The sequence below is a fragment of the Bradyrhizobium sp. KBS0727 genome, from assembly GCF_005937885.2.
In the GTDB taxonomy this organism is placed as follows: domain Bacteria; phylum Pseudomonadota; class Alphaproteobacteria; order Rhizobiales; family Xanthobacteraceae; genus Bradyrhizobium.
In genome coordinates this window covers 5,516,080-5,537,306 of the sequence record NZ_CP042176.1, presented here as the reverse complement: position 1 = coordinate 5,537,306, position 21,227 = coordinate 5,516,080, and the positions used below count along the sequence as shown (strand labels likewise).

The 21,227-nt window shown below is 64.0% G+C and carries 20 protein-coding genes; 10 read left to right on the top strand and 10 right to left on the bottom strand.

Features of this window, described 5'->3' with window-relative positions; genetic code table 11:
- Window positions 1-5: 5 nt before the first annotated feature.
- Both recN and ligA read left to right on the top strand, forming a co-directional pair.
- Complete coding sequence (gene recN, locus FFI89_RS26000) at window positions 6-1,679, top strand: DNA repair protein RecN (protein ID WP_138830407.1); 1,674 nt, start codon at window positions 6-8, stop codon at window positions 1,677-1,679.
- A gap of 16 nt (window positions 1,680-1,695) precedes the next feature.
- Window positions 1,696-3,849 carry an NAD-dependent DNA ligase LigA gene (gene ligA, locus FFI89_RS25995; protein WP_138830406.1) on the top strand — a complete coding sequence of 718 codons (2,154 nt, stop codon included), beginning with the start codon at window positions 1,696-1,698 and terminating at the stop codon, window positions 3,847-3,849.
- A 126-nt stretch (window positions 3,850-3,975) separates the two neighbouring features.
- Here ligA and FFI89_RS25990 read toward each other — a convergent pair whose 3' ends face one another.
- Complete coding sequence (locus FFI89_RS25990; RefSeq protein ID WP_138835726.1) at window positions 3,976-4,326, bottom strand: hypothetical protein; 351 nt, start codon at window positions 4,324-4,326, stop codon at window positions 3,976-3,978.
- 283 nt (window positions 4,327-4,609) lie between these two features.
- Here FFI89_RS25990 and FFI89_RS25985 point away from each other — a divergent pair, with 283 nt between their 5' ends.
- Window positions 4,610-4,858, top strand: coding sequence for a hypothetical protein (locus FFI89_RS25985; RefSeq protein WP_138830405.1), 249 nt, complete (start codon window positions 4,610-4,612; stop codon window positions 4,856-4,858).
- Window positions 4,859-4,919: 61 nt separating this feature from the next.
- The gene (locus FFI89_RS25980) at window positions 4,920-6,098 is read left to right on the top strand and encodes a radical SAM protein (protein ID WP_246669259.1); all 1,179 of its coding nucleotides are present in this window, start codon (window positions 4,920-4,922) and stop codon (window positions 6,096-6,098) included.
- A 303-nt stretch (window positions 6,099-6,401) separates the two neighbouring features.
- Here FFI89_RS25980 and FFI89_RS25975 read toward each other — a convergent pair whose 3' ends face one another.
- Window positions 6,402-7,685, bottom strand: a complete 1,284-nt coding sequence (locus FFI89_RS25975) for a multidrug effflux MFS transporter (RefSeq protein WP_138830404.1) — start codon at window positions 7,683-7,685, stop codon at window positions 6,402-6,404.
- A gap of 198 nt (window positions 7,686-7,883) precedes the next feature.
- Complete coding sequence (locus tag FFI89_RS25965) at window positions 7,884-9,719, bottom strand: aminopeptidase P family protein (protein WP_138830402.1); 1,836 nt, start codon at window positions 9,717-9,719, stop codon at window positions 7,884-7,886.
- A gap of 191 nt (window positions 9,720-9,910) precedes the next feature.
- Here FFI89_RS25965 and FFI89_RS25960 point away from each other — a divergent pair, with 191 nt between their 5' ends.
- Window positions 9,911-10,099, top strand: a complete 189-nt coding sequence (locus tag FFI89_RS25960; protein ID WP_138830401.1) for a hypothetical protein — start codon at window positions 9,911-9,913, stop codon at window positions 10,097-10,099.
- Between the two features lie 7 nt (window positions 10,100-10,106).
- On the opposite strand, the gene FFI89_RS25955 is transcribed toward FFI89_RS25960, so the two are convergent.
- Window positions 10,107-10,997: a 50S ribosomal protein L11 methyltransferase gene (locus FFI89_RS25955; RefSeq protein WP_138830400.1), complete on the bottom strand. Its 891-nt coding sequence runs from the start codon at window positions 10,995-10,997 to the stop codon at window positions 10,107-10,109.
- A 211-nt stretch (window positions 10,998-11,208) separates the two neighbouring features.
- On the opposite strand from FFI89_RS25955, the gene FFI89_RS25950 reads away from it, so the two are divergent.
- A complete protein-coding gene (locus FFI89_RS25950; RefSeq protein ID WP_138830399.1) occupies window positions 11,209-11,373 on the top strand; it encodes a Flp family type IVb pilin in 165 nt (54 codons plus the stop codon).
- A gap of 235 nt (window positions 11,374-11,608) precedes the next feature.
- Here the strand turns inward: FFI89_RS25950 and FFI89_RS25945 are convergent, their stop codons facing one another.
- Entirely contained in the window at window positions 11,609-12,607 is a 999-nt protein-coding gene (locus tag FFI89_RS25945; protein ID WP_138830398.1) for an ABC transporter substrate-binding protein, read from the bottom strand.
- A 66-nt stretch (window positions 12,608-12,673) separates the two neighbouring features.
- Window positions 12,674-14,275 carry an NAD(P)/FAD-dependent oxidoreductase gene (locus FFI89_RS25940; protein ID WP_138830397.1) on the bottom strand — a complete coding sequence of 534 codons (1,602 nt, stop codon included), beginning with the start codon at window positions 14,273-14,275 and terminating at the stop codon, window positions 12,674-12,676.
- A gap of 246 nt (window positions 14,276-14,521) precedes the next feature.
- Here FFI89_RS25940 and FFI89_RS25935 point away from each other — a divergent pair, with 246 nt between their 5' ends.
- Window positions 14,522-16,804 carry a fused MFS/spermidine synthase gene (locus FFI89_RS25935; RefSeq protein WP_138830396.1) on the top strand — a complete coding sequence of 761 codons (2,283 nt, stop codon included), beginning with the start codon at window positions 14,522-14,524 and terminating at the stop codon, window positions 16,802-16,804.
- 22 nt (window positions 16,805-16,826) lie between these two features.
- Here FFI89_RS25935 and FFI89_RS25930 read toward each other — a convergent pair whose 3' ends face one another.
- A complete protein-coding gene (locus FFI89_RS25930) occupies window positions 16,827-17,198 on the bottom strand; it encodes a carboxymuconolactone decarboxylase family protein (protein WP_138830395.1) in 372 nt (123 codons plus the stop codon).
- Window positions 17,199-17,320: 122 nt separating this feature from the next.
- On the opposite strand from FFI89_RS25930, the gene FFI89_RS25925 reads away from it, so the two are divergent.
- Together FFI89_RS25925 and FFI89_RS25920 are read left to right on the top strand one after the other, a co-directional pair.
- Complete coding sequence (locus FFI89_RS25925; RefSeq protein ID WP_138830394.1) at window positions 17,321-17,746, top strand: YeeE/YedE family protein; 426 nt, start codon at window positions 17,321-17,323, stop codon at window positions 17,744-17,746.
- A gap of 3 nt (window positions 17,747-17,749) precedes the next feature.
- Window positions 17,750-18,208 (top strand): DUF6691 family protein, encoded by a 459-nt coding sequence (locus FFI89_RS25920; protein ID WP_138830393.1) that lies wholly within the window; start codon window positions 17,750-17,752, stop codon window positions 18,206-18,208.
- A gap of 23 nt (window positions 18,209-18,231) precedes the next feature.
- Here FFI89_RS25920 and FFI89_RS25915 read toward each other — a convergent pair whose 3' ends face one another.
- The gene (locus FFI89_RS25915; RefSeq protein WP_138830392.1) at window positions 18,232-19,008 is read right to left on the bottom strand and encodes a L,D-transpeptidase; all 777 of its coding nucleotides are present in this window, start codon (window positions 19,006-19,008) and stop codon (window positions 18,232-18,234) included.
- A gap of 141 nt (window positions 19,009-19,149) precedes the next feature.
- On the opposite strand from FFI89_RS25915, the gene FFI89_RS25910 reads away from it, so the two are divergent.
- Window positions 19,150-19,380, top strand: coding sequence for a hypothetical protein (locus FFI89_RS25910; RefSeq protein WP_138830391.1), 231 nt, complete (start codon window positions 19,150-19,152; stop codon window positions 19,378-19,380).
- On the opposite strand, the gene FFI89_RS25905 is transcribed toward FFI89_RS25910, so the two are convergent.
- Together FFI89_RS25905 and FFI89_RS25900 are read right to left on the bottom strand one after the other, a co-directional pair.
- Window positions 19,362-20,123: an ABC transporter permease gene (locus tag FFI89_RS25905; RefSeq protein WP_138830390.1), complete on the bottom strand. Its 762-nt coding sequence runs from the start codon at window positions 20,121-20,123 to the stop codon at window positions 19,362-19,364. The two genes, FFI89_RS25910 and FFI89_RS25905, sit on opposite strands and share 19 nt — an antisense overlap.
- Complete coding sequence (locus FFI89_RS25900) at window positions 20,120-21,043, bottom strand: ABC transporter ATP-binding protein (protein ID WP_138830389.1); 924 nt, start codon at window positions 21,041-21,043, stop codon at window positions 20,120-20,122. Before FFI89_RS25900 ends, FFI89_RS25905 begins: the two co-directional genes overlap by 4 nt.
- Window positions 21,044-21,227 lie beyond the last annotated feature (184 nt).

The following is a 21,227-nucleotide window of genomic DNA, read 5'->3' as shown; positions in this document are numbered from 1 at the left end:
TTGGCATGCTGGCCCGTCTGTCGATCCGTGACATCGTCCTGATCGAACGGCTCGATATCGAGTTTTCCCGTGGCCTCGCGGTGCTGACCGGCGAAACCGGCGCGGGCAAATCCATCCTGCTCGATGCGTTCGCGCTGGCGCTCGGCGGCCGCGGCGATTCGGGCCTGGTTCGCCACGGTGCGGAGCAGGGGCAGGTCACCGCCATGTTTGATGTCCCCAAGGGCCATCCGGCGGCAAAGATCCTTACCGAAAACGGCCTCGACGATACCGGCGAAATGATCCTGCGCCGGGTGCAGCTCGCCGACGGCCGCACCCGCGCCTTCATCAACGACCAGTCGATCTCTGTGCAGACCCTGAAAGCGGTGGGCGCGGCGCTGGTCGAGATCCACGGCCAGCACGACGAACGCGCGCTGGTCGATGCCTCGACGCACCGTCAGCTGCTTGATGCCTTTGCCGGGCTCGAGAAAGAGGTTACCGCGCTGGAGACGCTCTGGGAGGCGCGGCGCACCGCCAACACGGCTCTTGAGGCGCATCGCGCCAGCATGGAGCGTGCGGCGCGCGAGGCGGATTACCTGCGCCACGCTTCGGACGAGTTGAAGGCGCTGCGGCCGAAGGACGGCGAGGAAACCGCGCTGGCCGAACGCCGCACCACGATGATGCAGGGCGAGAAGATCGCCAGCGATCTGCGCGAGGCGCTGGAGGCGGTCGGCGGCAACCATTCGCCGGTGCCGGCGCTGGCGGCCGCGGTTCGCCGGCTCGAACGCCGCGCCGGCAATCTGCCGCATCTGGTCGAGCCCGCGGTGAAGGCGATCGATGTCGCCATCAACGCGATGGAAGAGGCCGAGCAGCATCTCAACGCCGCGTTGGCCGCCGCCGATTTCGATCCGGCGGAGCTGGAGCGCATCGAGGAGCGGCTGTTCGCGCTGCGCGCCGCCTCGCGCAAATATTCGACCCCGGTCGATGGCCTCGCGGCGCTGGCCGCGAAATACGCGGCCGACGTGGCGCTGATCGATGCCGGCGCCGGCCAGTTGAAGAAACTGGAAGCGGCGGCGGATGAGGCCGACCAGCGCTACGGCGCGGCAGCGGCGAAACTGTCCGCGGCGCGGACCAAGGCCGCCGAGAAACTCAACAAGGCCGTCAACGCCGAACTGGCGCCGCTGAAACTCGAGCGCGCCAGGTTCATGACGCAGGTCGAGAGCGACGCCAATTCGCCGGGGCCGCAGGGCATCGATCGCGTCGAGTTCTGGGTGCAGACCAATCCCGGCACCAGGCCGGGCCCGATGATGAAGGTCGCGTCCGGCGGCGAACTGTCGCGGTTTTTGCTGGCGCTCAAGGTGGTGCTGTCCGACCGCGGTTCGGCGCCTACGCTGGTGTTCGACGAAATCGATACCGGCGTCGGCGGCGCGGTGGCGGATGCCATCGGCGCCCGGCTGGCGCGGCTGGCCGGCAAGGTTCAGGTGATGGCGGTGACCCACGCGCCGCAGGTCGCAGCCCGCGCCAGCCAGCATTTGCTGATCTCCAAGGACGCGCTCGACAAAGGCAAGCGCGTCGCCACCCGCGTCAACGCGCTGGCCGCCGACCTCCGCCGCGAGGAAATCGCCCGCATGCTGGCCGGCGCCGAGATCACCGCCGAGGCGAGGGCCGCGGCCGACCGGCTGCTGAAGTCGGCGACCGCTTAGGCGTTGGTGTGCGATCATGGCTGTGAAAGCGAAGAAACCCCTCACCGACGTCGCCAAGCTCACCAAGGCCCAGGCCAAGGTCGAGCATATGCGGCTGGCGCTTGAGATCGAGGGCCACAACGAGCGCTATTACCAGAAGGATGCGCCGACCGTATCGGACGCGGCCTATGATGGGTTGCGTCAGCGGCTGGAAGCGATCGAGGCGAAATTTCCCGATCTCGTCAGCAAGGACTCGCCGACGCAGAAGGTCGGCGCGGCGCCCGCGCGCGGGTTCGCCAAGGTGCAGCATGTCGTTCCCATGCTGTCGCTCGGCAATGCCTTCAGCGACGAGGATGTCACCGAGTTCGTCGATCGTATCCGGCGTTTCCTCAAGCTCGACGCCGATGAAATCCCGGCGCTGGTCGCCGAACCGAAGATCGACGGGCTGTCGCTGTCGCTGCGGTACGAAAACGGCGAACTGGTGCGCGCGGCAACCCGCGGCGACGGTTTTACCGGCGAGGATGTCACCGCCAATGTCCGCACCATCAAGGATATTCCGCACGCGCTGAAGGGCCGCAACATTCCGGCCGCCTGCGAGATGCGCGGCGAGGTCTACATGCTCAAGAAGGATTTTCTCGAGCTGAACTGGAGGCAGGCCGAAGCCGACGATACGGTGTTCGCCAACCCGCGCAATTCGGCGGCGGGCTCGCTGCGCCAGAAGGACGTCGCGATCACGGCATCCCGGCCGCTGAAATTCTTTGCCTACACCTGGGGCGAGATGAGCGAGCGGCCGGCCGACACGCAACACGGCATGCTGGAGTGGATGGACGAAGCCGGCTTTGTCGTCAATCCGCGCACCAAGCTCTGCAAGACCATCGAAGATGTCTTGAAGTTCTACCGCAAGATCGGCGACGACCGCGCCTCGCTCGGCTACGACATCGACGGCGTGGTCTACAAGGTCGATCGTCTCGACTGGCAGGATCGCCTCGGCTTCGTGTCGCGCAGCCCGCGCTGGGCGATCGCGCACAAGTTCGCGGCGGAGCAGGCGACGACGGTCCTCAACGGCATCGACATCCAGGTCGGCCGCACCGGTGCGTTGACGCCGGTGGCGCGGCTTGCGCCGGTCACGGTCGGTGGCGTCGTGGTGCAAAACGCTACGCTGCACAATGAGGATTACATCAAGGGGATCGGCAACGACGGCAGCCCGATCCGCGACGGCGTCGATATTCGCGTCGGCGATACCGTGGTGGTGCAACGCGCCGGCGACGTGATTCCGCAGATCGCCAACGTGGTGCTCGACAAGCGGCCGGCGAACGCGAAGCCGTACAGGTTTCCCGAGGTCTGCCCGGTGTGCGGCAGTCATGCGGTCCGCGAGGAGGATGAGGCGGTGCGCCGCTGCACTGGCGCGCTGATCTGCCCCGCGCAGGCGACGGAACGGCTCAAGCATTTCGTCTCGCGGCTCGCGTTCGATATCGACGGTCTCGGCGACAAGCAGATTCAGGAATTCTACGAGGATGGCCTGGTAATGTCGCCGGTCGACATCTTCACGCTGCAAAAGCGCGATGCGCGTTCTTCCAGCAAGCTGATGCAGCGCGAGGGCTATGGCGAGACTTCGGTGCGCAATCTGTTTGCGGCGATCGATGCCTGCCGCACCATCGAGCTGCACCGGCTGATCTTCGCGCTCGGCATCCGCCATGTCGGCGAGGGCAACGCCAAACTGCTGGCGCGGCACTACGGCACCATCGAGAATTTCCGCGAGGCGATGCTGGCCGCCGCCAAGGGAGCTGAGGCCGAGGAGAACGAGACCGAGGCCTATCAGGATCTCAACAATATCGGCGGCATCGGCGAGATCGTCGCCAACGCGGTGGTCGAATTCTTCGCCGAGCCGCGCAACGTCAAGGCGCTGGGCGAACTCTTGCGCGAGATCGAGGTCAAGCCGGCCGAACAGCCGAAGAAGAGCTCGCCGGTGTCGGACAAGACCGTCGTGTTCACGGGATCGCTGACCAAGTTCACCCGCGACGAGGCCAAGGCGGTGGCCGAGCGTCTTGGCGCCAAGGTCGCCGGCTCGGTGTCGAAGAAGACCGACTATGTCGTCGCCGGCGAGGACGCCGGCTCCAAGCTCGCCAAGGCTCGCGAACTCGACGTGGCGGTGCTGACCGAGGATGAGTGGTTGAAGCTGATCGGGGAGTAGGGCGTCATTGCGAGCCAACGGGTCGGCGCGAAGCGCCGCCCGATGACAGGCTCCGCGAAGCAATCCATCGCGCCGCATAAAGAAAGAGTGGATTGCTTCGCTTCGCTCGCAATGACGGTTAACCCGCTAATTCAGCTTCTTCATCCTGTCACTAACCAGACGCAGATCGATCCTGCCGATCAGTTGCGAACGATGCGCCTCGGCAGCGCTGATGGCCGCCATCGTCTGCTGCAACGTGCTGGTGTTCGATCCGAGCGAGACGATACCGCCCAGCACCGCGGCGATCGATCCCAACGCCACGGTTGCCCCGGACCCGAACAGGCCGAGCATCATCACCAGCAGCAACAGGGCGCCGGCGGCGATCGCGGCCTTCGAGAACATGATGATCTTCCGGCAGCGCTCGGCGCTTTCGGCAAGCGCTTCGAGCCGTGCTTCGATTTGCGCAATCTCGTCGGTCGGGTCGTCTTCTTCGGCCATCATGTCCGGGATCGGATTCTGTTACACGTCATTCCGCGGCGGGGCATGACGATCAGGTTGTCCTGCCAGATGCAAACGATTTTGCAAATGATCCAATGGGCATTCGCACTCTCCTTGGCGCCGTGGGTGAGTCGGATGCCCCCGGGCGCGATCCGTCATATCTCCACGGTTACGCCGACACATTGTCGCTGCAATAAAATGGGTATAAGGTCCGTGTCACTCGACTCTTTCGGATACCGGCCTTTCGCTCGCTCCTTGGTTGCATCGCAAAAAGGACCACAATATGCCGATTACGACGCTGAAGGTTCTCTCGACTATCTTGCAACTGCACGGACCGGGCGCAACAATCCAGAGCGATCATCAGGGCATCGACGCATTGCTGAGCGATCTGCGCGGGCAAAATGCCGCGGAGCCGACCCAGGTCTACTTCCGGCGCGGCGGGTTCGTTCGAGGCGGCGGGTACGGCGGCTTTCGCAGAGCGGGGTACGGTGGTGGTGGCGGGTTCCGCAGGGGCGGCTTTATCCGATACTAGGTCGGCGTCGTAGTTCGTGTCCCCACCCGGTACCGGCATGTCGGCTGACGCTCAAGATTCCTTGCCAGATGCGTTGGGCTTCCAGGAGCAGCCAATCTCGCAGCTGTTGGTCAAGGTTGCTTCGAGATGCAACATCGACTGCTCCTATTGCTACTGGTTCCGCGACGCGTCGGTTTATGACAAGCCGAAGCTGATGAGTTCGGACGTGCTGCTTCAGTTGTTGCAGCGGATCGAAGAGCACGTCGCCAGGCATTCCCTGATCGATTTTCCCATCATCCTGCACGGCGGCGAACCGTTGCTGTGGGGAATCGATAATTTTCACCGGATTGCGGAGGCCTGCGAAGGCATATCGTCACGGACGGGCTGCGACATACCGATCGCGGTGACCACCAATGGCGTGTTGATCGACGATGAGTGGCTGAACTGTTTCGAGGCCCGCGACATTTCGGTCGCGATCAGCCTCGACGGGCCGGCACATATTCACGACCTTCACCGGAAAACGTTTCAAGGCACCGGCACCCACGCGGCGGCCGAGCGAGCCGCGCGGATGCTGGCGTCTCGCGACATCGGCATGAGCGCTCTGGCCGTCTGCAATCCCGCTTACCCGCCAAAGCAGTACGTCGAATTTTTCGCAGAGTGCGGAATTGCCAACTACGATATCATGATCCCTGATGCGACGGTGGATGAGACCCCCGCATCCGTTGCTTCGTTCTACAAGGGCCTGTTCGACCTGTGGCTGGAGGCCAACCGCAGCAAGCCCACGGTGAATATCCGGATCATTTCCGATATGATCACCGCTATGCTCGGCAACAATTCACCGACGGAGGGCGTCGGCTACAAGCCCATCGAACTCTGCACGGTCATGACTGACGGTTCGGTCGAGGCGCATGACGTGCTGCGGATTGCCGGCGACGGATTCACGAACACGAAGTTCAACATTTTCGAGCATGCGATCGACGAGGTCAGGAACGAGCCCCGCTGGAAAGCCGCGCGTGACGCTTCGATCAAACTTTCCGAGAAATGTCAGCAGTGCAGGTTTATGAATGCCTGCGGCGGCGGCTATCTTCCGCATCGTTTCTCCAAGAAGAACGGTTATGACAATCCGTCGGTCTATTGCGACGACCTCTATTCCATGTTTGAGAACATGCAATCCGTGCTGGAACGCCACCTTTACGTCAGCAAGCCGGACGGGGAACGTCTCGGCGTGCGGGACGCACTGGCGGGGCGCGTCGCCGGTTAGTTAACAGGTAACATCGCGAAGCGTGACCTCGTGCGCAAATCTTGTTGCATCTATCGCACGCGAGACCGCGGGTGCAGCGCGCACCCGGTCTTCCCTGCGCCCTCTGATTTCGAGGGCAAGGATTTCCAGCAAAACTCCGGGCACATCGCGCCGCGAGAATGCTCTCAGCTGTCATCGTCCGCGAAGGCGGACGATCCAGTATTTCAGAGACGTCAGTGATTGAACCGATAAGCCGCGGCGTACTGGATACCCCGCTTTCGCGGGGTACGACAGCAAGAGACAGTCGCGAGGGGGCAAGCGCCCTTACAGCATCCCCGACTCTTCCTCCTCCGCCTGTTCGATCAGCGCCTCGCTGACGATCACGGTTCGCCGCGGCACGATGAAGATCATGGTCGAGGCGCAGGCGATCGAGATGACGAACATCGCGGAGGTCAGCGGCAGCGTGGTGGTGGAGTGGCCGCCGAGATAGGCGCCGAATTGCGACACCAGCGCGCCGACGCCCTGCTGCAGGAAACCCATGGCGCCGGAGGCGGTGCCGGCGGCTTCGGGGCGGACGCTGATGGCGCCGGCCGCGGAGTTCGCCATCACGAAGGCATTGGCGACCATCACGATCATCTGGGTGCCGAACAGGATTGACGGCGCCTGGTTGAACCCGGTGATGCTCCAGATGACGTTGAGCAGGCTGCCGCCGACCTGCAGCGCCAGTCCGAACCAGATCAGCCGTTCCAGCGAGTGGCGCGGCGCGAAGCGCACGCAGAAGAGATTGCCGACCAGATAGGCAAATGCCGTGGTCGCAAACCACGCGCCATATTCGGCGCTGCTGCGGCCCATCTGCGTCACCACGATGTAGGGCCCGCCGCCGGCAAAGGCGAAGATCATCTGCGAGGCCAGCACCTGGCACAGCACATAGCCGATGAAGGCGCGGCTTCGGATCAGGCTGCCGACGTCGCCGCGAAAGCTGGAGCCCTCGACGCGGTCGCGGCGGGTCTCCGGCAGCATGAATGCGATCATGATCGTGATCGTCAGCGACGCGGCGGTGATGAGATAGAAGATCGCGCGCCAGCCGAACGCGGTTTCCAACAGACCGCCGGTCAGCGGCGACAGCATCTGCGCGATCATCATGACCGCGATGACGAGGCTGATCATCGAAGAGATGCGGTCGCGGCTGTAGAGATCGCGGATGATGGCGCGGCTCACCACCATGCCGGAAGCGCCGCCGAGCGCCTGCAGGAAGCGCGCCGCGATCAGTTGCGGCAGCGTCTCGGCGAAAATGCTGGCCGCACTCGCCGCGACCATCAGGCCGATGCCGCCCAGCAGCACCGGGCGGCGGCCGAATCGGTCGGACAACGGTCCCATGATGATCTGCGAGCAGGCGATGCCGACCATGTAGAGCGACACCGTCATCTGCGCGACGGAGATATCGCGGCCGAACGTGGTCGCCAGCACCGGCAGCGCCGGCACCAGCATGTACAGCGAGATCGGCGCCACGCCCGTCATCAGGACGAGCAGAAACAGCATGGTCTTGGAATTCGCGAGGCGGTCGGTATCCGTCGTCACGCCGGGCGGCTGGCCCATCACGCCATGCATTCAGGTCTGATCCTCTGTGTGGTCAGAACTGTAGCGTTATCGCTGCGGTCGAATACGGCCGTTTCAGCATGCGGGTATGCTGATTTGGGGAGGCCCTCGGTCGTCATTCCGGGGCGATGCGAAGCATCGAACCCGGAATCTCGAGATTCCGGGTTCGCTTCGCGCCCCGGAATGACGGTCACTACAAAGCGACAATCCCTAGATCACCAACAACGCCGCCGTCGCCTCGTCCAGCCACAGCTTGGTGGCGTTGTCGTCGAGATGCGGACGCACCGCGCGGTTGACGCGGGTGTGGTAGTCGTTGAGCCACTTCAGTTCGGTCGGGCTCAACATCGCCACGTCGATCAGGCGGCGATCGATCGGCGCCAGGGTCAGCGTCTCGAAGGCGTTGACCGGCTTTTCGGCGCCGGCGATATCGGTGCCGACCACGAGTTCGAGGTTCTCGATCCGGATACCATAGGCATCGGTCTTGTAGTAGCCGGGCTCGTTCGACAGGATCATGCCGCGCTTCAGCGGCGTGGTGCCGAGTTTGGAAATCCGCGCCGGGCCTTCGTGCACCGACAGATAGCTGCCGACGCCGTGGCCGGTGCCGTGTTCGAAATCGACGCCGGCCTGCCAGAGATATTGCCGGGCGAAGCTGTCGAGCTGCGCGCCGGTGGTGCCGTCGGGGAAGATCGCGCGTGCAATCGCGATATGGCCGCGCAGCACGCGGGTGAAGCGGTCGCGCATCTCGTCGGTTGGTTCGCCGATCGCGATGGTGCGGGTGACGTCGGTGGTGCCGTCTTCATATTGCGCGCCGGAATCGATCAGCAGCAGATCGCCGGCGACAATCCGCCGGTTGCTCCTGCGGGTGACGCGGTAATGCACGATGGCGCCGTTCGGCCCGGTGCCGGCGATGGTGGGGAAGGAAACATCCTTCAGCGCGCCGGTCTGGCGGCGAAAGGTCTCCAGCGCCTCGACGGTGTCGATTTCGGTCAGCGCGCCCGAGGGCGCCTCGCGGTCGATCCAGGCGAGGAACCGCGTCAGCGCCACTGCGTCGCGCTGGTGCGCGGTGCGCGTGCCCTCGATCTCGGTGAGGTTCTTCACCGCCTTCAACAGGGCGACCGGATCGTTGCCGCGCACCGGCTTGCCGCCGGCGGCCGCAATCAGGCGGCTCAGCGCGTCGGCGGCGGTGGCGTTGTCGAGCGCGATGGCCGCGCCGTGCTTGGCGAGCTCCGTCAGCGCCGGCGTCAGCGCCCCGGCGTCCCGGACGTCGGCGGAGTGCTCGAGATGATCGCGCGACAGATTCGACAACTTGCGGTGATCGATGAAGACGGTGGGGCGGCCGTCCTTCGGCACCAGCGCGTAGGACAGCGGCAGCGGTGTATGCGAGACGTCGGCGCCGCGGATGTTGAAGGTCCAGGCCACCGCGTGGCTATCCGACAGCACCAGCGCATCGACGCCGAGCTTGTTGATCTCGAGCCGGATCCGCTTCAGCTTCTCGGCTTCGATCTCGCCGGAAAACTGCATGCCATGGATCGCGACCGGGCCGAGCGGCGGCTCCGGGCGCTCGGTCCACACCTGGTCGAGCGGGTTGGTCTCGACCGCGACCAGCTCGGCACCGGCCTTGGCGCAGGCGGCGGCGAGGCGTTCGGCTGCCGCAGAAGTGTGCAGCCAGGGGTCAAAACCGAGGCGGTCGCCGGCCGAAAGGTGCCGCCCCAGCCAGTGTTCCGGCGGCGGATCGACCAGCGGTTCGATATGCCAGGCCTTGCGGTCGACCTGTTTGGCGGCTTGCAGCGTGTAGCGGCCATCGACGAACACCGCCGCCTCATGGGTCAGGACGATGGCAAGACCGGCCGAGCCGGTGAAGCCGGTCAGCCAGGCCAGCCGCTCTTCCGACGGCGCGACATACTCATTTTGCTGCTGATCGGCGCGGGGAATCACGAATCCCGTCAGCTTCCGGCGCGCCAGCTCCTCGCGGAAGGCGGCCAGCCGCGCTGCCAGCGCCACGCCGCTTTCGGGCTCTTCGAATGTCTGGAAATGGGCTTCGAACATGGGAGGGGCACTCTAGGGGTGGGGGGAGCGGTCGGCAATCCGATCCGGATCGACTCGATTTGGCATAATCTATGCTTGAATTATGCTGTCCGCGTTAGATCGGACGGAACGGTTTGCCATGCAAGCCGTTGACGCCAACTTGCTGGGGGGAATTCCGGGAGTGTTTCAACTCAACGACGAGGGGATGCACAATGCCTGCTTTTACCTTTGAGAAGATTTCGCCGCCGCCCCGCCGCACTCCGATTCCCCCGATCAAGAACAAGAAACAGCGTGGAGTCATCGTCCAGATGCTGGACCGTTTTGTTGAAGCGCGCGTCAAACGATCCCTGAGCGAAGAGCAAGCCGTGATCGCCCGTAACCCGCATCGACCACCCGATTGACCTTCAATTAATTGACACGACGCAGCAGCAGGCTGCTCCAGCCCTCGATGCGCAGATGCCGCAGCGGGACCAGTCCCCGGGCACGATAGGCGGCGATGACGGCGGGCGCCTGATGCGTCAGCAGACCCGACAGGATTACCAGCGCCGATGGTGCGAGATGTCGCGCCATCGGCGTTGCCAATTGCCGGAGCGGATTGGCGAGGATGTTCGCCAGCACCAGATCGAACGGCGCGGCGATCGCGAATTGCGGCGCCGAGAATCCGGTGGCGCGAACCGCCTGCACCAGATGCCCGGTCCGGTTCAGTCTGGCATTTTCGCGCGCGACCGTGACCGAGAGCGGATCGATATCGGTCGCCAGGATGCGCTCGTGCAGCGCCTCGGCTGCGGCAATCGCCAGCACGCCGGTGCCGGTGCCGAGATCGAGCACGCGTCGCGGACGCCAGGCCTTCAGCACATGATCGAGCAGCAGCAGGCAACCCCGCGTGGTGCCGTGATGGCCTGTGCCGAAGGCCAGCGCCGCCTCGATCTCGATGCCGAGCTTGTTGGGGGCGATGCGGTCGCGGTCGTGCTGGCCGTGGACGACGAAGCGCCCGGCGGGGACCGGGACCAGATCTTCGAGGCTCGCCTTGACCCAGTCCCTGGCCTCGACCGTGTCGAAAACGATGCCGTCGGCGGCCCCGGCATCGGCGGCGTTGGTCACGAGCTCGCGCAACCGCGCCCGGTCGGGCGGGTCGGCGAAATGCATCGTGACGTCCCAGCGCCCGTCCGGTCGCTCGAATGCGGCAATCGCGGCCTCGCCTTCAAAAAAAATTTCAGTCAGGACGTCGACGACGCGTTTGGCGGCGTGTTCATCCCCGATCGCAAAGCCGGCGCGATGGGTCGGAGCGGTGGAAGTCATTGGAAAACCGAAAAAAAGTGGGGGAGGGATGGAACCAGGGTGGAACCGAAGCGGGTTATTTGCCTCAAACTTGAGCAAATTTCATTTCTCAATATCGTGAAAAGTGACCGATGCGCGTTAGCGCAACCTTAGATTTCTGTCGGTAACTTCACGAATGGAACCTAGGGAACCCTTTGTTCTGAGGTGCAAAAAACCGAGGTCGGAACCAGCCATGAAGTCGCTCATTTCATCATTCTTGAAGAACGAATCCGGTGCCACCGCCATTGAGTATGGCCTGATCGCAGCGGGTATCGCCATTGCCATCATCACTGCCGTCAACGGCGTCGGCAGCCAGCTGAGCGGAACCTTTAGCAGCATCAGCAACTCGCTGAAGTAAAAACGCATTATTTTGAAACATTCCAGGGACCGGACGCGATCAGCGCCCGGTCTCTGTCGGCGTTTCATACAGCGGTAATTCACAGGCTTATACAGCAAGGCGCCCCAAGCTCTCGAGCTGACTTTCCTGCTCTTATCTCCGCATTGTCCACAGCGTCATCGACCGCTTTTCCACAATCCATCCACCGGATCATCCACAGCCGCGGCGCACTGGCCGGCGGGATCTGGGCCAGCGTCTATTCGATCACCTGATCGGCGAGGACCAGCAGGCTTGGCGGGATCGTCAGCCCGAGCGCGTGGGCGGTCTTGAGGTTCATGTTCAGCTCGAACTTGGTCGGCAGCTGGATCGGCAGGTCAGCAGGCTTCTCGCCTTTCAGGATGCGGTCGACATAGCCGGCGGCGCGGCGAAACAGGTCGCCGAGATCAGCGCCGTAGCTGAACAGGGCGCCGGACCGGGCGATATCGCCGTACTCGCCGATGACGGCGATGCGGCCGTCCAGCCCGGCCTTGCAGATGTCGTCGCCCAACGCGGCCGTCAGGAAGTCGCGGATCACGATCATGGCGGTACCGCCCCGGTCGGCGAGCTTGCGAAACTGCTCGGTGACCAGCGCGGGTTGCGACGGGTTCAATCCCAACTGGACCGGTTCGATTCCCTGTTTTCGGGCGTCCTCCATGGTGCGCTCGCCCCAGGCGCGGAACATCGGGTCGGTCGCATTGTGCATCACGCCCAAGGTCTTCAGGTTAGGCAGAATCTCCTTCAGCATCTCGATGCGCTTGGCCGACATCTCTTCGCCAAAGGCCGAGAAGCCGGTCAGGCTGCCGCCGGGATGGGCCAGACTTGAAAACAGCCCGGGCTCGCTTTGCGTCGCCGGCAGCGCGACCGCGACGACGGGAATATCGGTTTTGCGAACGAGGGCGCGAGACACCGCAGGGCCCGGCGAAAGGAAGACGTCGACCGGCAGCGCCGCCAATTCGGCGATCAGGGCGTGACCACGGTTGACGTCGCCCTCGGCATTGCGGACTTCGAGGACGATGTTGCGGCCCTCGGTGTAGCCGAGCTCCTTCAGCGCTTGCCGAAACGGCAGAATGGCGAGTTCGTCGACGGCGGGCGAAGCCAGCCCGACGAAGCCGACACGGGGCACGCGCGGCGCGCGTGGTTCCTGCTGGGCACGTGCTGAAAATGGCCACGCGGTTGCCGCGCCGCCAACAAGTGCAATGAAATCGCGTCTTCGCATTCGGTCCCGCTAACGTTCAAGAAAACTATATCGTTTGAGATCGGTTCGATGAAGGGACGATTGGCCTCATCCAAACAATGCCCGGTGATCCCTCAGGATCACGCGCGCGGCGTTGTGGCCGGGGGCGCCGGTGACACCGCCGCCGGGATGGGCGCCGGAGCCGCAATGGTAGAGGCCCTGCAGCGGCCCGCGATAATCCGCGTGGCCCAGCATCGGCCGCGCCGAGAACAATTGATTGAGCGTCAGCGCGCCGTGAAAGATATCGCCGCCGAGCAGGCCGAACTGCCGCTCCAGGTCGAGCGGTGACAGGATTTGACGCCCGATCACATCAGCCGCAAAGCCCGGCGCGTATCTGTCGACGGTAGCTATCATGAGATCGGCGACCTCCTCGCGATGGTCGTCCCATGACTTTCCGTCCGGCAATTCCGGCGCGACATGCTGGCAGAACAGGCTCGCGACATGCTGTCCCTCGGGCGCGAGCGAGTCGTCCAGTGTGGAAGGGATAAGTACCTCGACCACGGGCTCGCGGCTCCAGCCAAGCTTGCGGGCATCCTGCCAGGCGCGATCCATGTAGGGGAGGCCGGGCGCCAGGATGATGCCGGCGGTCAGATGATCGCCCATGCCTGATAGCGCCGAGAAGGAGGGCAGTGCGCTGAGCGCCACATTCATGCGGAACGTGCCGGAGCCGTTGCGCCAGCGGTTGATGCGAGCGAGAAATTCCGGCGTCAGCGCACCCGACGGCACCAGCCGCGTGTACAGCAATTTCGGATTGACGCCGGACGCAATATATTTCGCGCGGATGGTCTCGCCATTGTCGAGCACGACTCCGGCTGCGCGGCCACGTTCGACGATCACTTCGCGCACGCCGGCGTCGGTCTCGATCTCGGCACCATGGCCACGCGCGGCCCGTGCCATCGCCTGGGTGATCGCGCCCATGCCGCCGATGGCGTGGCCCCAGACGCCTTTCTTGCCGTTCACCTCGCCGAAGGCGTGGTGCAGCATCACATAGGCGGAGCCTGCGGCATACGGGCTGGCATAGTTGCCGACGATGGCGTCGAAGCCGAACAGCGCCTTGACCAGATCGCTTTCAAAGCGATCGTCGAGCATCTCGCCGGCCGAGCAGGTGAACAGATCGAGCAGGTTGCGCTGCGCTTCCAGCGGCAGTGTTCGCAGAATGCCGGCGGTGCCGAGGGCGTTGAAGGCCTCGCGGATGGCGCCGACGCCGAGGCCCTCAACGATGTTCGGCGGCGCGCGCAACACGAATTGTCGCAGCACGTCGGCGATGACTTCGAGCTCGCGCGAGAACGTCTCGATACGGTCGGCGTCGCGCGGGCTGAGTTTGGCGACCGATTCGCGGGTGCGGCCTTCGCCGGTCACGAGATAGCTGCCATCGGGCGCGGGCAGGAAATTCTGGGCGCGGCGCTCGACGATGCGCAGGCCGTGATCGGCCAGTTTCAGGTCGGCGGCGATCCGCGGGTTGAGCAGGCTGACGGTATAGGCCGCCACAGAGTTGCGAAAGCCGGGGTGGAATTCCTCGGTGACAGCCGCGCCGCCGACCGTCTTGCGGCGCTCGACCACCTTGACGCGCAGCCCGGCCATCGCGAGATAGGCCGCGCAGGTGAGGCCGTTATGCCCCGCACCGATGATGACGACGTCCGTTTCGTTCATGTTCGCTTCAAGAAGGTTTGATTAGCGTGGGTTCGTCGTTTCGGGATGGTCCGAAGGACCAGACCGGAATCTCGAGGTTCCCCGATGCGCAATTGCGCATCTGAGGTTCGAGGCGTTGCATCGCCCCGGAACGACGTCTCTTATCCCGCATTGCTCGCTGTGATGCCATATGCTCAAGTCCACTCTCTGGCTCGCTGTGGCCAAATTCCCGCCGCCGGCGCCCGCCGGGTTCAAGCCGGAGCTTTCATGATTTCTGAGCCATCCGTCGTCACGGACCGGTCGTCCGCCGCGCGAAACCGGCTGATCCTGGCGGTCTATACCGCCGCGATCTTCGTCAGTGCGCTGCTGCTGTTCTCGGTGCAACCCCTGTTCACCAAGATGGTGTTGCCACGGCTCGGCGGTTCGCCGGCGGTGTGGTCGGTGGCGATGGTGTTCTTCCAGTCGCTGCTGCTCGGCGGCTACGCCTATGCGCATTTCCTGATGCAGATCAAGAATCGCGCGATTCCCGTAGCTGTTCATCTGGTGCTGCTCGCGATCGCGCTGCTGACGCTGCCGCTGTCGATCGCAGGAGGGTGGGGCGAGCCGCCGACCTCGGGCTATGCGTTCTGGCTGCTCGGGCTGTTTGTGGTCTCGATTGGGCTGCCGTTCTTTGCGCTGGCCGCCAACAATCCGTTGCTGCAGGCCTGGTTCGTTCGTACCGGGCATCCCAACGGCCCCGATCCCTATTTCCTCTATGCGTCCTCGAACATCGGCAGCTTTCTGGCGCTGTTGTCCTATCCGGTCCTGCTGGAGCCGATGTTCACGCTGCGCACGCAAAACCTGATCTGGACCGGCGGCTACGGCCTGCTGATCGTCCTGATCGCGGCGTGCGGCATGTTGCTGCTGCGCTCGCCGGCCAATGCCGCTGCGCTGAACATGCCGGCCGACGACGCCGACGCGCCGGCGCCATCCTGGATGGTGCGCGCGCGATGGATCTTCCTGGCCGCGGTGCCGTCGGGTCTCCTCATCGCCGTGACCGCGCACATCTCGACCGACGTCGCCGCCGCGCCCTTGCTGTGGGTGTTGCCGCTGTCACTCTACCTGTTGACCTGGGTGCTGGTGTTCCAGTCGCGGCCGCTGTTGCCGCACAAGTGGATGCTGCGGGCGCAGCCACTTGCGATTGCCGGCGTGGTGATCCTGCTGGCGGTCGGCGGCGAGCAGAATCTGCTGCTGACCTTGGGCGGGCATCAGCTCTGCTTCTTCGTCATCGCGATGGCCTGCCATGGCGAACTGGCGCGAACCCGGCCGGCGGCGAAATATCTCACCGGATTCTATGTCGCGCTGTCGTTCGGCGGCATGGTCGGCGGGTTGTTCGCCGGCCTGATTGCACCGTTCACCTTCTCCTGGGTCGCCGAATACCCGATCCTGCTGGCGCTGGCGGCGTTGTGCCGTCCGTCCGGGAATGAGCGGCTGCCGCGCTGGAGCGGCTGGTACTGGCCGTTCCTCGCCGTGCTGGCGGTGGCGCTGATCGCGCCGACTTATTCGACCGGAAAACTGTTCAACTGGATCGAAGATCATCGGGTGTGGGTGATCGGCGCGGTTGGCGTGCTCTCGGCGCTGCTGGCGCTCGGACTTAACGTCAGTCGCTGGAAGATTTTTGCCACCGTCGCGGTCGCGCTGCTGCTGCTGCGCGCCTATCCCTCCGACGACGGGCGGGTGGAGACCGTGCGCAGCTTCTTCGGCGTCCACAAGATCGTGGTAACGCCGAACGGGCAGTATCACGTGCTGATGCACGGCACGACGATACACGGCGCCGAAAAATTCAAGAATGACGACGGCACCCCCGTCACCGGCCGGCCCGAGGCGATCACCTATTACCACAAGGACGGCGGCATCGGTCAGGCGATCACGGCGGTGCGCGAGCGCAAGGGTGCGCCGCTGCGCGTGGCGGTGATCGGGCTCGGGTCGGGCACGTTGACCTGCGCGTCGGAGCCCGGCGAGGACTGGAAGTTTTTCGAGATCGACCAGTCGATGGTCGATACCGCACGCGATCCGAAATACTTCACCTATATCCAGAACTGCGAGCCGAACCTGAAGCCCGTGATCGGCGACGCCCGGCTGACCTTTGCGCGCGAGCCCAACGGCATCTACGACCTGATCATCGTCGACGCCTATTCGTCGGATGCGATCCCGATCCATCTCGCAACCGAAGAAGCGATGGAAATCTACAAGGAAAAGCTGGCGCCGCAGGGCGCAGTGGTGATGCATGTTTCCAACCGGCATCTGGAACTCGCCAGCGTCATTGTCGGCATCGCCGATGCCAACGACATGAAGAGCTGGGTCTACAGCGAGGATTCCGGCCGCGACAACGAGTACATCTTCTCGACCTCGGTCGTGGTATCGGCGCGGGAAGAGGCCGATGTCGGCAGCCTCGCGTCGTCGGACAAATGGGCCGAGACCGAGGCGGACGAAAAGCAACGGGTGTGGACCGACGACTATTCCAACGTGCTCGGCGCGGTATGGCGGCGGCTGCGCGACGGCGAGCAGTGAACGGCGGGAGGCTTCGGCTTCGTCATAATGACGCGGCGACTGCCTTCGGCGCGGACTGGGCCTCGAATTGCGTGAATGCTTCCAGCGCGTGGCTCGCATACATTACCGAGGGGCCCGCGCCCATATAGATCGCCATGCCCAGTGTCTCGCTCACTTCATCCCGGCTGGCGCCATGCTCCACGGCGGCCTTGGCGTGAAAGGCAATGCAGTCGTCGCAGCGCACCGCTACCGCGATGCCTAGCGCAATCAGCTCCTTGGTCTTGCCGTCCAGAGCCTTCGAGGTGGTCGCCGCCTTCGCAATGCCCGCGAACGCCTTCATAACGTCGGGAGCTGTGCCGCGAAGGTCGCGCAGGAGGGAGCTCAATTCGGTAGTTTGCTGCGGCCAGTTGTTCATCGATTTGCCTCTTGAATTGCTGATTGTCCATAACCAGCAGTCGCCTGGCCGGCATTGCGATGGATCAACGCTTCGGGCACATCTATGATTCAGGGTACGTCAACAATTGCAGGAAACTCGCCATGGCCAATTTCACGCCCCTATCGGCCGCGATCGGCGGCATGCTGATCGGCCTTTCCGCCGTGTTGCTGATGCTGCTGACCGGCCGCATTGCCGGCATCAGCGGCATCTTCGGCGGCCTGCTCAATCTGCGCGGCGAGGACAAAGGCTGGCGCATCGCCTTTATCGCGGGGCTCATTCTGGCGCCCGTCATCGCCGGCTGGATCGGCCACGGGATGGCGCCGCCCAAACTGCCGGCGAGCTGGGTGGTGATAGCAGCCGCAGGGCTGCTGGTCGGCTTCGGCACCCGGCTCGGCGGTGGCTGCACCTCGGGGCACGGCATTTGCGGCATCGGACGGCTGTCGATGCGCTCGATTGCAGCCACCATCGTCTTCATGGCGACGGCCGTGATCACGGTAGCCATCACGCATCATGTTCTGGGAGGCTGAACCATGTGGATCATTGCGCCCCTGGTTTGCGGTCTGATCTTCGGTGCGGGGCTGCTCATCGCCGGCATGGTGCAGCCGACCAAAGTGCTGGGCTTCCTCGATATCTTCGGCGCCTGGGATCCGAGCCTCGCCGTGGTGATGGCCGCGGCGCTCGCGGTTTCGGTGCCCGGATTCATGCTGGCCAAACAGCGTTCGCAGCCATGGCTGGCCAGTCAATATTTCTGGCCAAGCAAATCGGAGATCGACCTGCCGCTGGTGGCGGGCGCTGCGCTGTTCGGTGTTGGATGGGGCCTGGTCGGCCTGTGCCCGGGACCGGCGCTGGAGAGTCTCGCAACGCTGTCGCCCGGTGTCATCGTCTTCGCGGTGGCGATGGCCGCGGGCATGGCGCTTCACGAGGCCTGGCAGAAATCGCGGCTGACGGTTCAGCGCGGCAGCCCGCTTGCGGGCGCGACCGACGGGTGAGCTAGCGCCAGCGATGCGCCCGGTTAATCCTGATAGGTGAACAGCCCGCGCGGCTGATATTGCGGGCGCTGCTGGTAGTAACCCTGCGGCGCCGGGGCGTAGCCGCGGTTACCGTAATATTGCTGCTGCTGATAGGCTTGGGTGTCGTAGACGCGGCGGCTCGGCGGCGCCGGATAGCGCGCCTCGTTGGAAGAGCCGTCGGCCGGATAGATGTAGCCGTCGTCGGCGCGCTGCACCGGCACCGTGCGCTGCTGCGGCGTGATCACGACGGGATCGCCGGCGGAATCATATTGCTGGTCGTATTGCGACTGCGGGGCGCGGCGCGCGACGGCATTGTTGGTGCGCGGTTTCGGATTGCGCGCCAACGCGACCTGGGCAGAGCCGGTCAGCGTCACCGTGGTGTTGAGCACGCCTTCCTGCTGCACCAGCGCATACAGCGTCGAGGCGTTGTCGCGCGACAGCCGCACGCAGCCGTGCGAGGCGGGGGTGCCGAGACGGCCGACGGAATCGGTGCCGTGAATGGCGTGGCCGACCTTCGTGAAGAAGATCGAATGCGGCATCGGCGCGTCGTCGAATTCCTTGGAGAAGTGGTCTTCTTCCATGCGGAAGGCGCGGAAACTGCCGCTCGGCGTCTCACGCGAGGGAATGCCTGACGATACCGGCCAGTGATAACGCTCGACGCCATCGACGGCGACGGTCATCTGCTGGTTATCCTTGTCGATGGTGATGGCGACCTTGGCTTGCGCGGCGCCTGAGGCGAGCAGCGCCAGCGCGCTGAAAGCAATGAGGAAGGAACGCATTTTACCTTTGGCCTCCAGGTCTCTTGATAAAGAGCCCACGCTTGCAGCACCGCTTCTCCGTCCCCCGGCATCCAATATGCCCGGAATCCGGCTTTCGTTCCAGTAGCCTGCGGACGCATCGTTAATGCGCCTCACGGCGCAATCAAGGCAGCGCCGCGGCTGATTGGGTTGGCGCCGCTGATTTTTTCGCGAGCGGCAGCCTTCACCTATGCCGGACGCGCCCAAGGCATTGTGCGCGGCGCGCAGGAGGGCTCCCATGAAGGTAACCGGATCGCCGGCCCGGTTGGCGGCACCGTGGGCGCGGTCAAGGGCGTGTTCGGAATTCCGGACCGCGGTCGCTGTGTCCTCGCGCCTCAGTTCTTCAGCCGGTAGCCGGTCTTGAAGATCCACCACACCAGGACCATGCAGACCACGAGGAAGCCGAGCGTGACGCCGATGCTCAAGCCGACGCTGACATCGGCGATCTCGTAGAAGCTCCAGCGGAAACCCGAGATCAGATAGACCACCGGATTGAGCAGCGTGATGGTGCGCCAGCCCGACGGCAGCATGTTGACCGAGTAGAAGCTGCCGCCGAGGAACGTCAGCGGCGTCACCACCAGCATCGGGATCATCTGCAGCTTTTCGAAACCGTCGGCCCAGATGCCGATGATGAAGCCGAACAGGCTGAAGGTCACCGCCGTCAGCACCAGGAAGGTCAGCATCCACCAGGGGTGATGGATCTGCAGCGGCACGAACAGGGCCGCGGTGGCGAGAATGATCAGGCCGAGGATGATCGATTTGGTCGCGGCCGCGCCGACATAGCCGATCACGATCTCGAAATAGGAGATCGGCGCCGACAATATTTCATAGATGGTGCCGACGAACTTCGGAAAGTAGATTCCGAACGACGCGTTGGCGATGCTCTGGGTCAGCACCGACAGCATCACCAGCCCCGGCACGATGAAGGTACCGTAACTGACGCCTTCGACCTGCGTGATGCGCGAGCCGATCGCGGCGCCGAACACCACGAAATACAGCGAGGTCGACACCACAGGCGAGACGATGCTCTGCAGCAGCGTGCGCCAGGTACGCGCCATTTCGAACAGATAGATCGCGCGGATCGCCCGGAAATTCATGGCGCCCTCACCAGGCTGACAAAGATGTCTTCCAACGAGGATTGCCTTGTATCGAGGTCCGAGATGCGGATGCCGGCATTCCTGAGGTCGCTGAGCAGGCTGGTAATGCCGGTGCGATCGCCCTTGGTGTCATAGTCGTAGGTTACCGCGCGGCCGTCCTCGGACAGTTCGAGACTGTAGGCTGCGAGCGAAGCGGGGATCGCATCGATCCTGCTCTGCAGATGCAGCTTCAACTCTTTCTTGCCGAGCTTCTGCATCAGGCCGGCCTTGTCCTCGACCAGGATGATCTCGCCCTTGTTGATGACGCCGATGCGGTCGGCCATCTCCTCGGCCTCTTCGATGTAATGCGTGGTCAGGATGATGGTGACGCCGGAGGCCTGCAGTGTACGCACCACCTCCCACATGCCCTTGCGCAGTTCGACGTCGACGCCCGCGGTCGGTTCGTCGAGAAACAGGATCTGGGGCTCGTGCGACAGCGCTTTCGCGATCATCACGCGGCGCTTCATGCCGCCGGACAGCGTGACGATCTTGTTGTCCTTCTTGTCCCACAGCGAGAGGTCCTTCAGCACCTTCTCGATATGGGCGGGGTTCTTCGGCTTGCCGAACAGGCCGCGGCTGAAGCTGACGGTGGCCCACACCGACTCGAAGGCGTCGGTGTGCAGTTCCTGCGGCACCAGTCCGATCAGCGAGCGCGCGGCGCGATAGTCCCGGTTGATGTCATAGCCGTTCACGGTCACCCGGCCTTCGCTCAAGTTCGCGATGCCGCAGATGATGCTGATCAACGTGGTCTTGCCGGCGCCGTTCGGGCCGAGCAGCGCAAAGATCTCGCCGCGGTTGATGTCGAGATTGATTCCGTTCAGCGCCTTGAAGCCGGAGCCGTAGGTTTTTGACAGATTCGAGACGGATATGATGGGAGACATGGCGAGCTTGATGAGTTGACCGGAAAATGCGGGAAGCGATCAAAAGGCGGCGCAGGCCTGATCTCGGGGCGAGTTTCAACAGATAGGAACTCGGATGCGGCCGCGCAAGCGCCGCTCAGCCGGGATCGGTTCAGGCCGGAAATAGCTTGCTGCCACAATTCAGGGCGTTGCCGGATATCTGCCC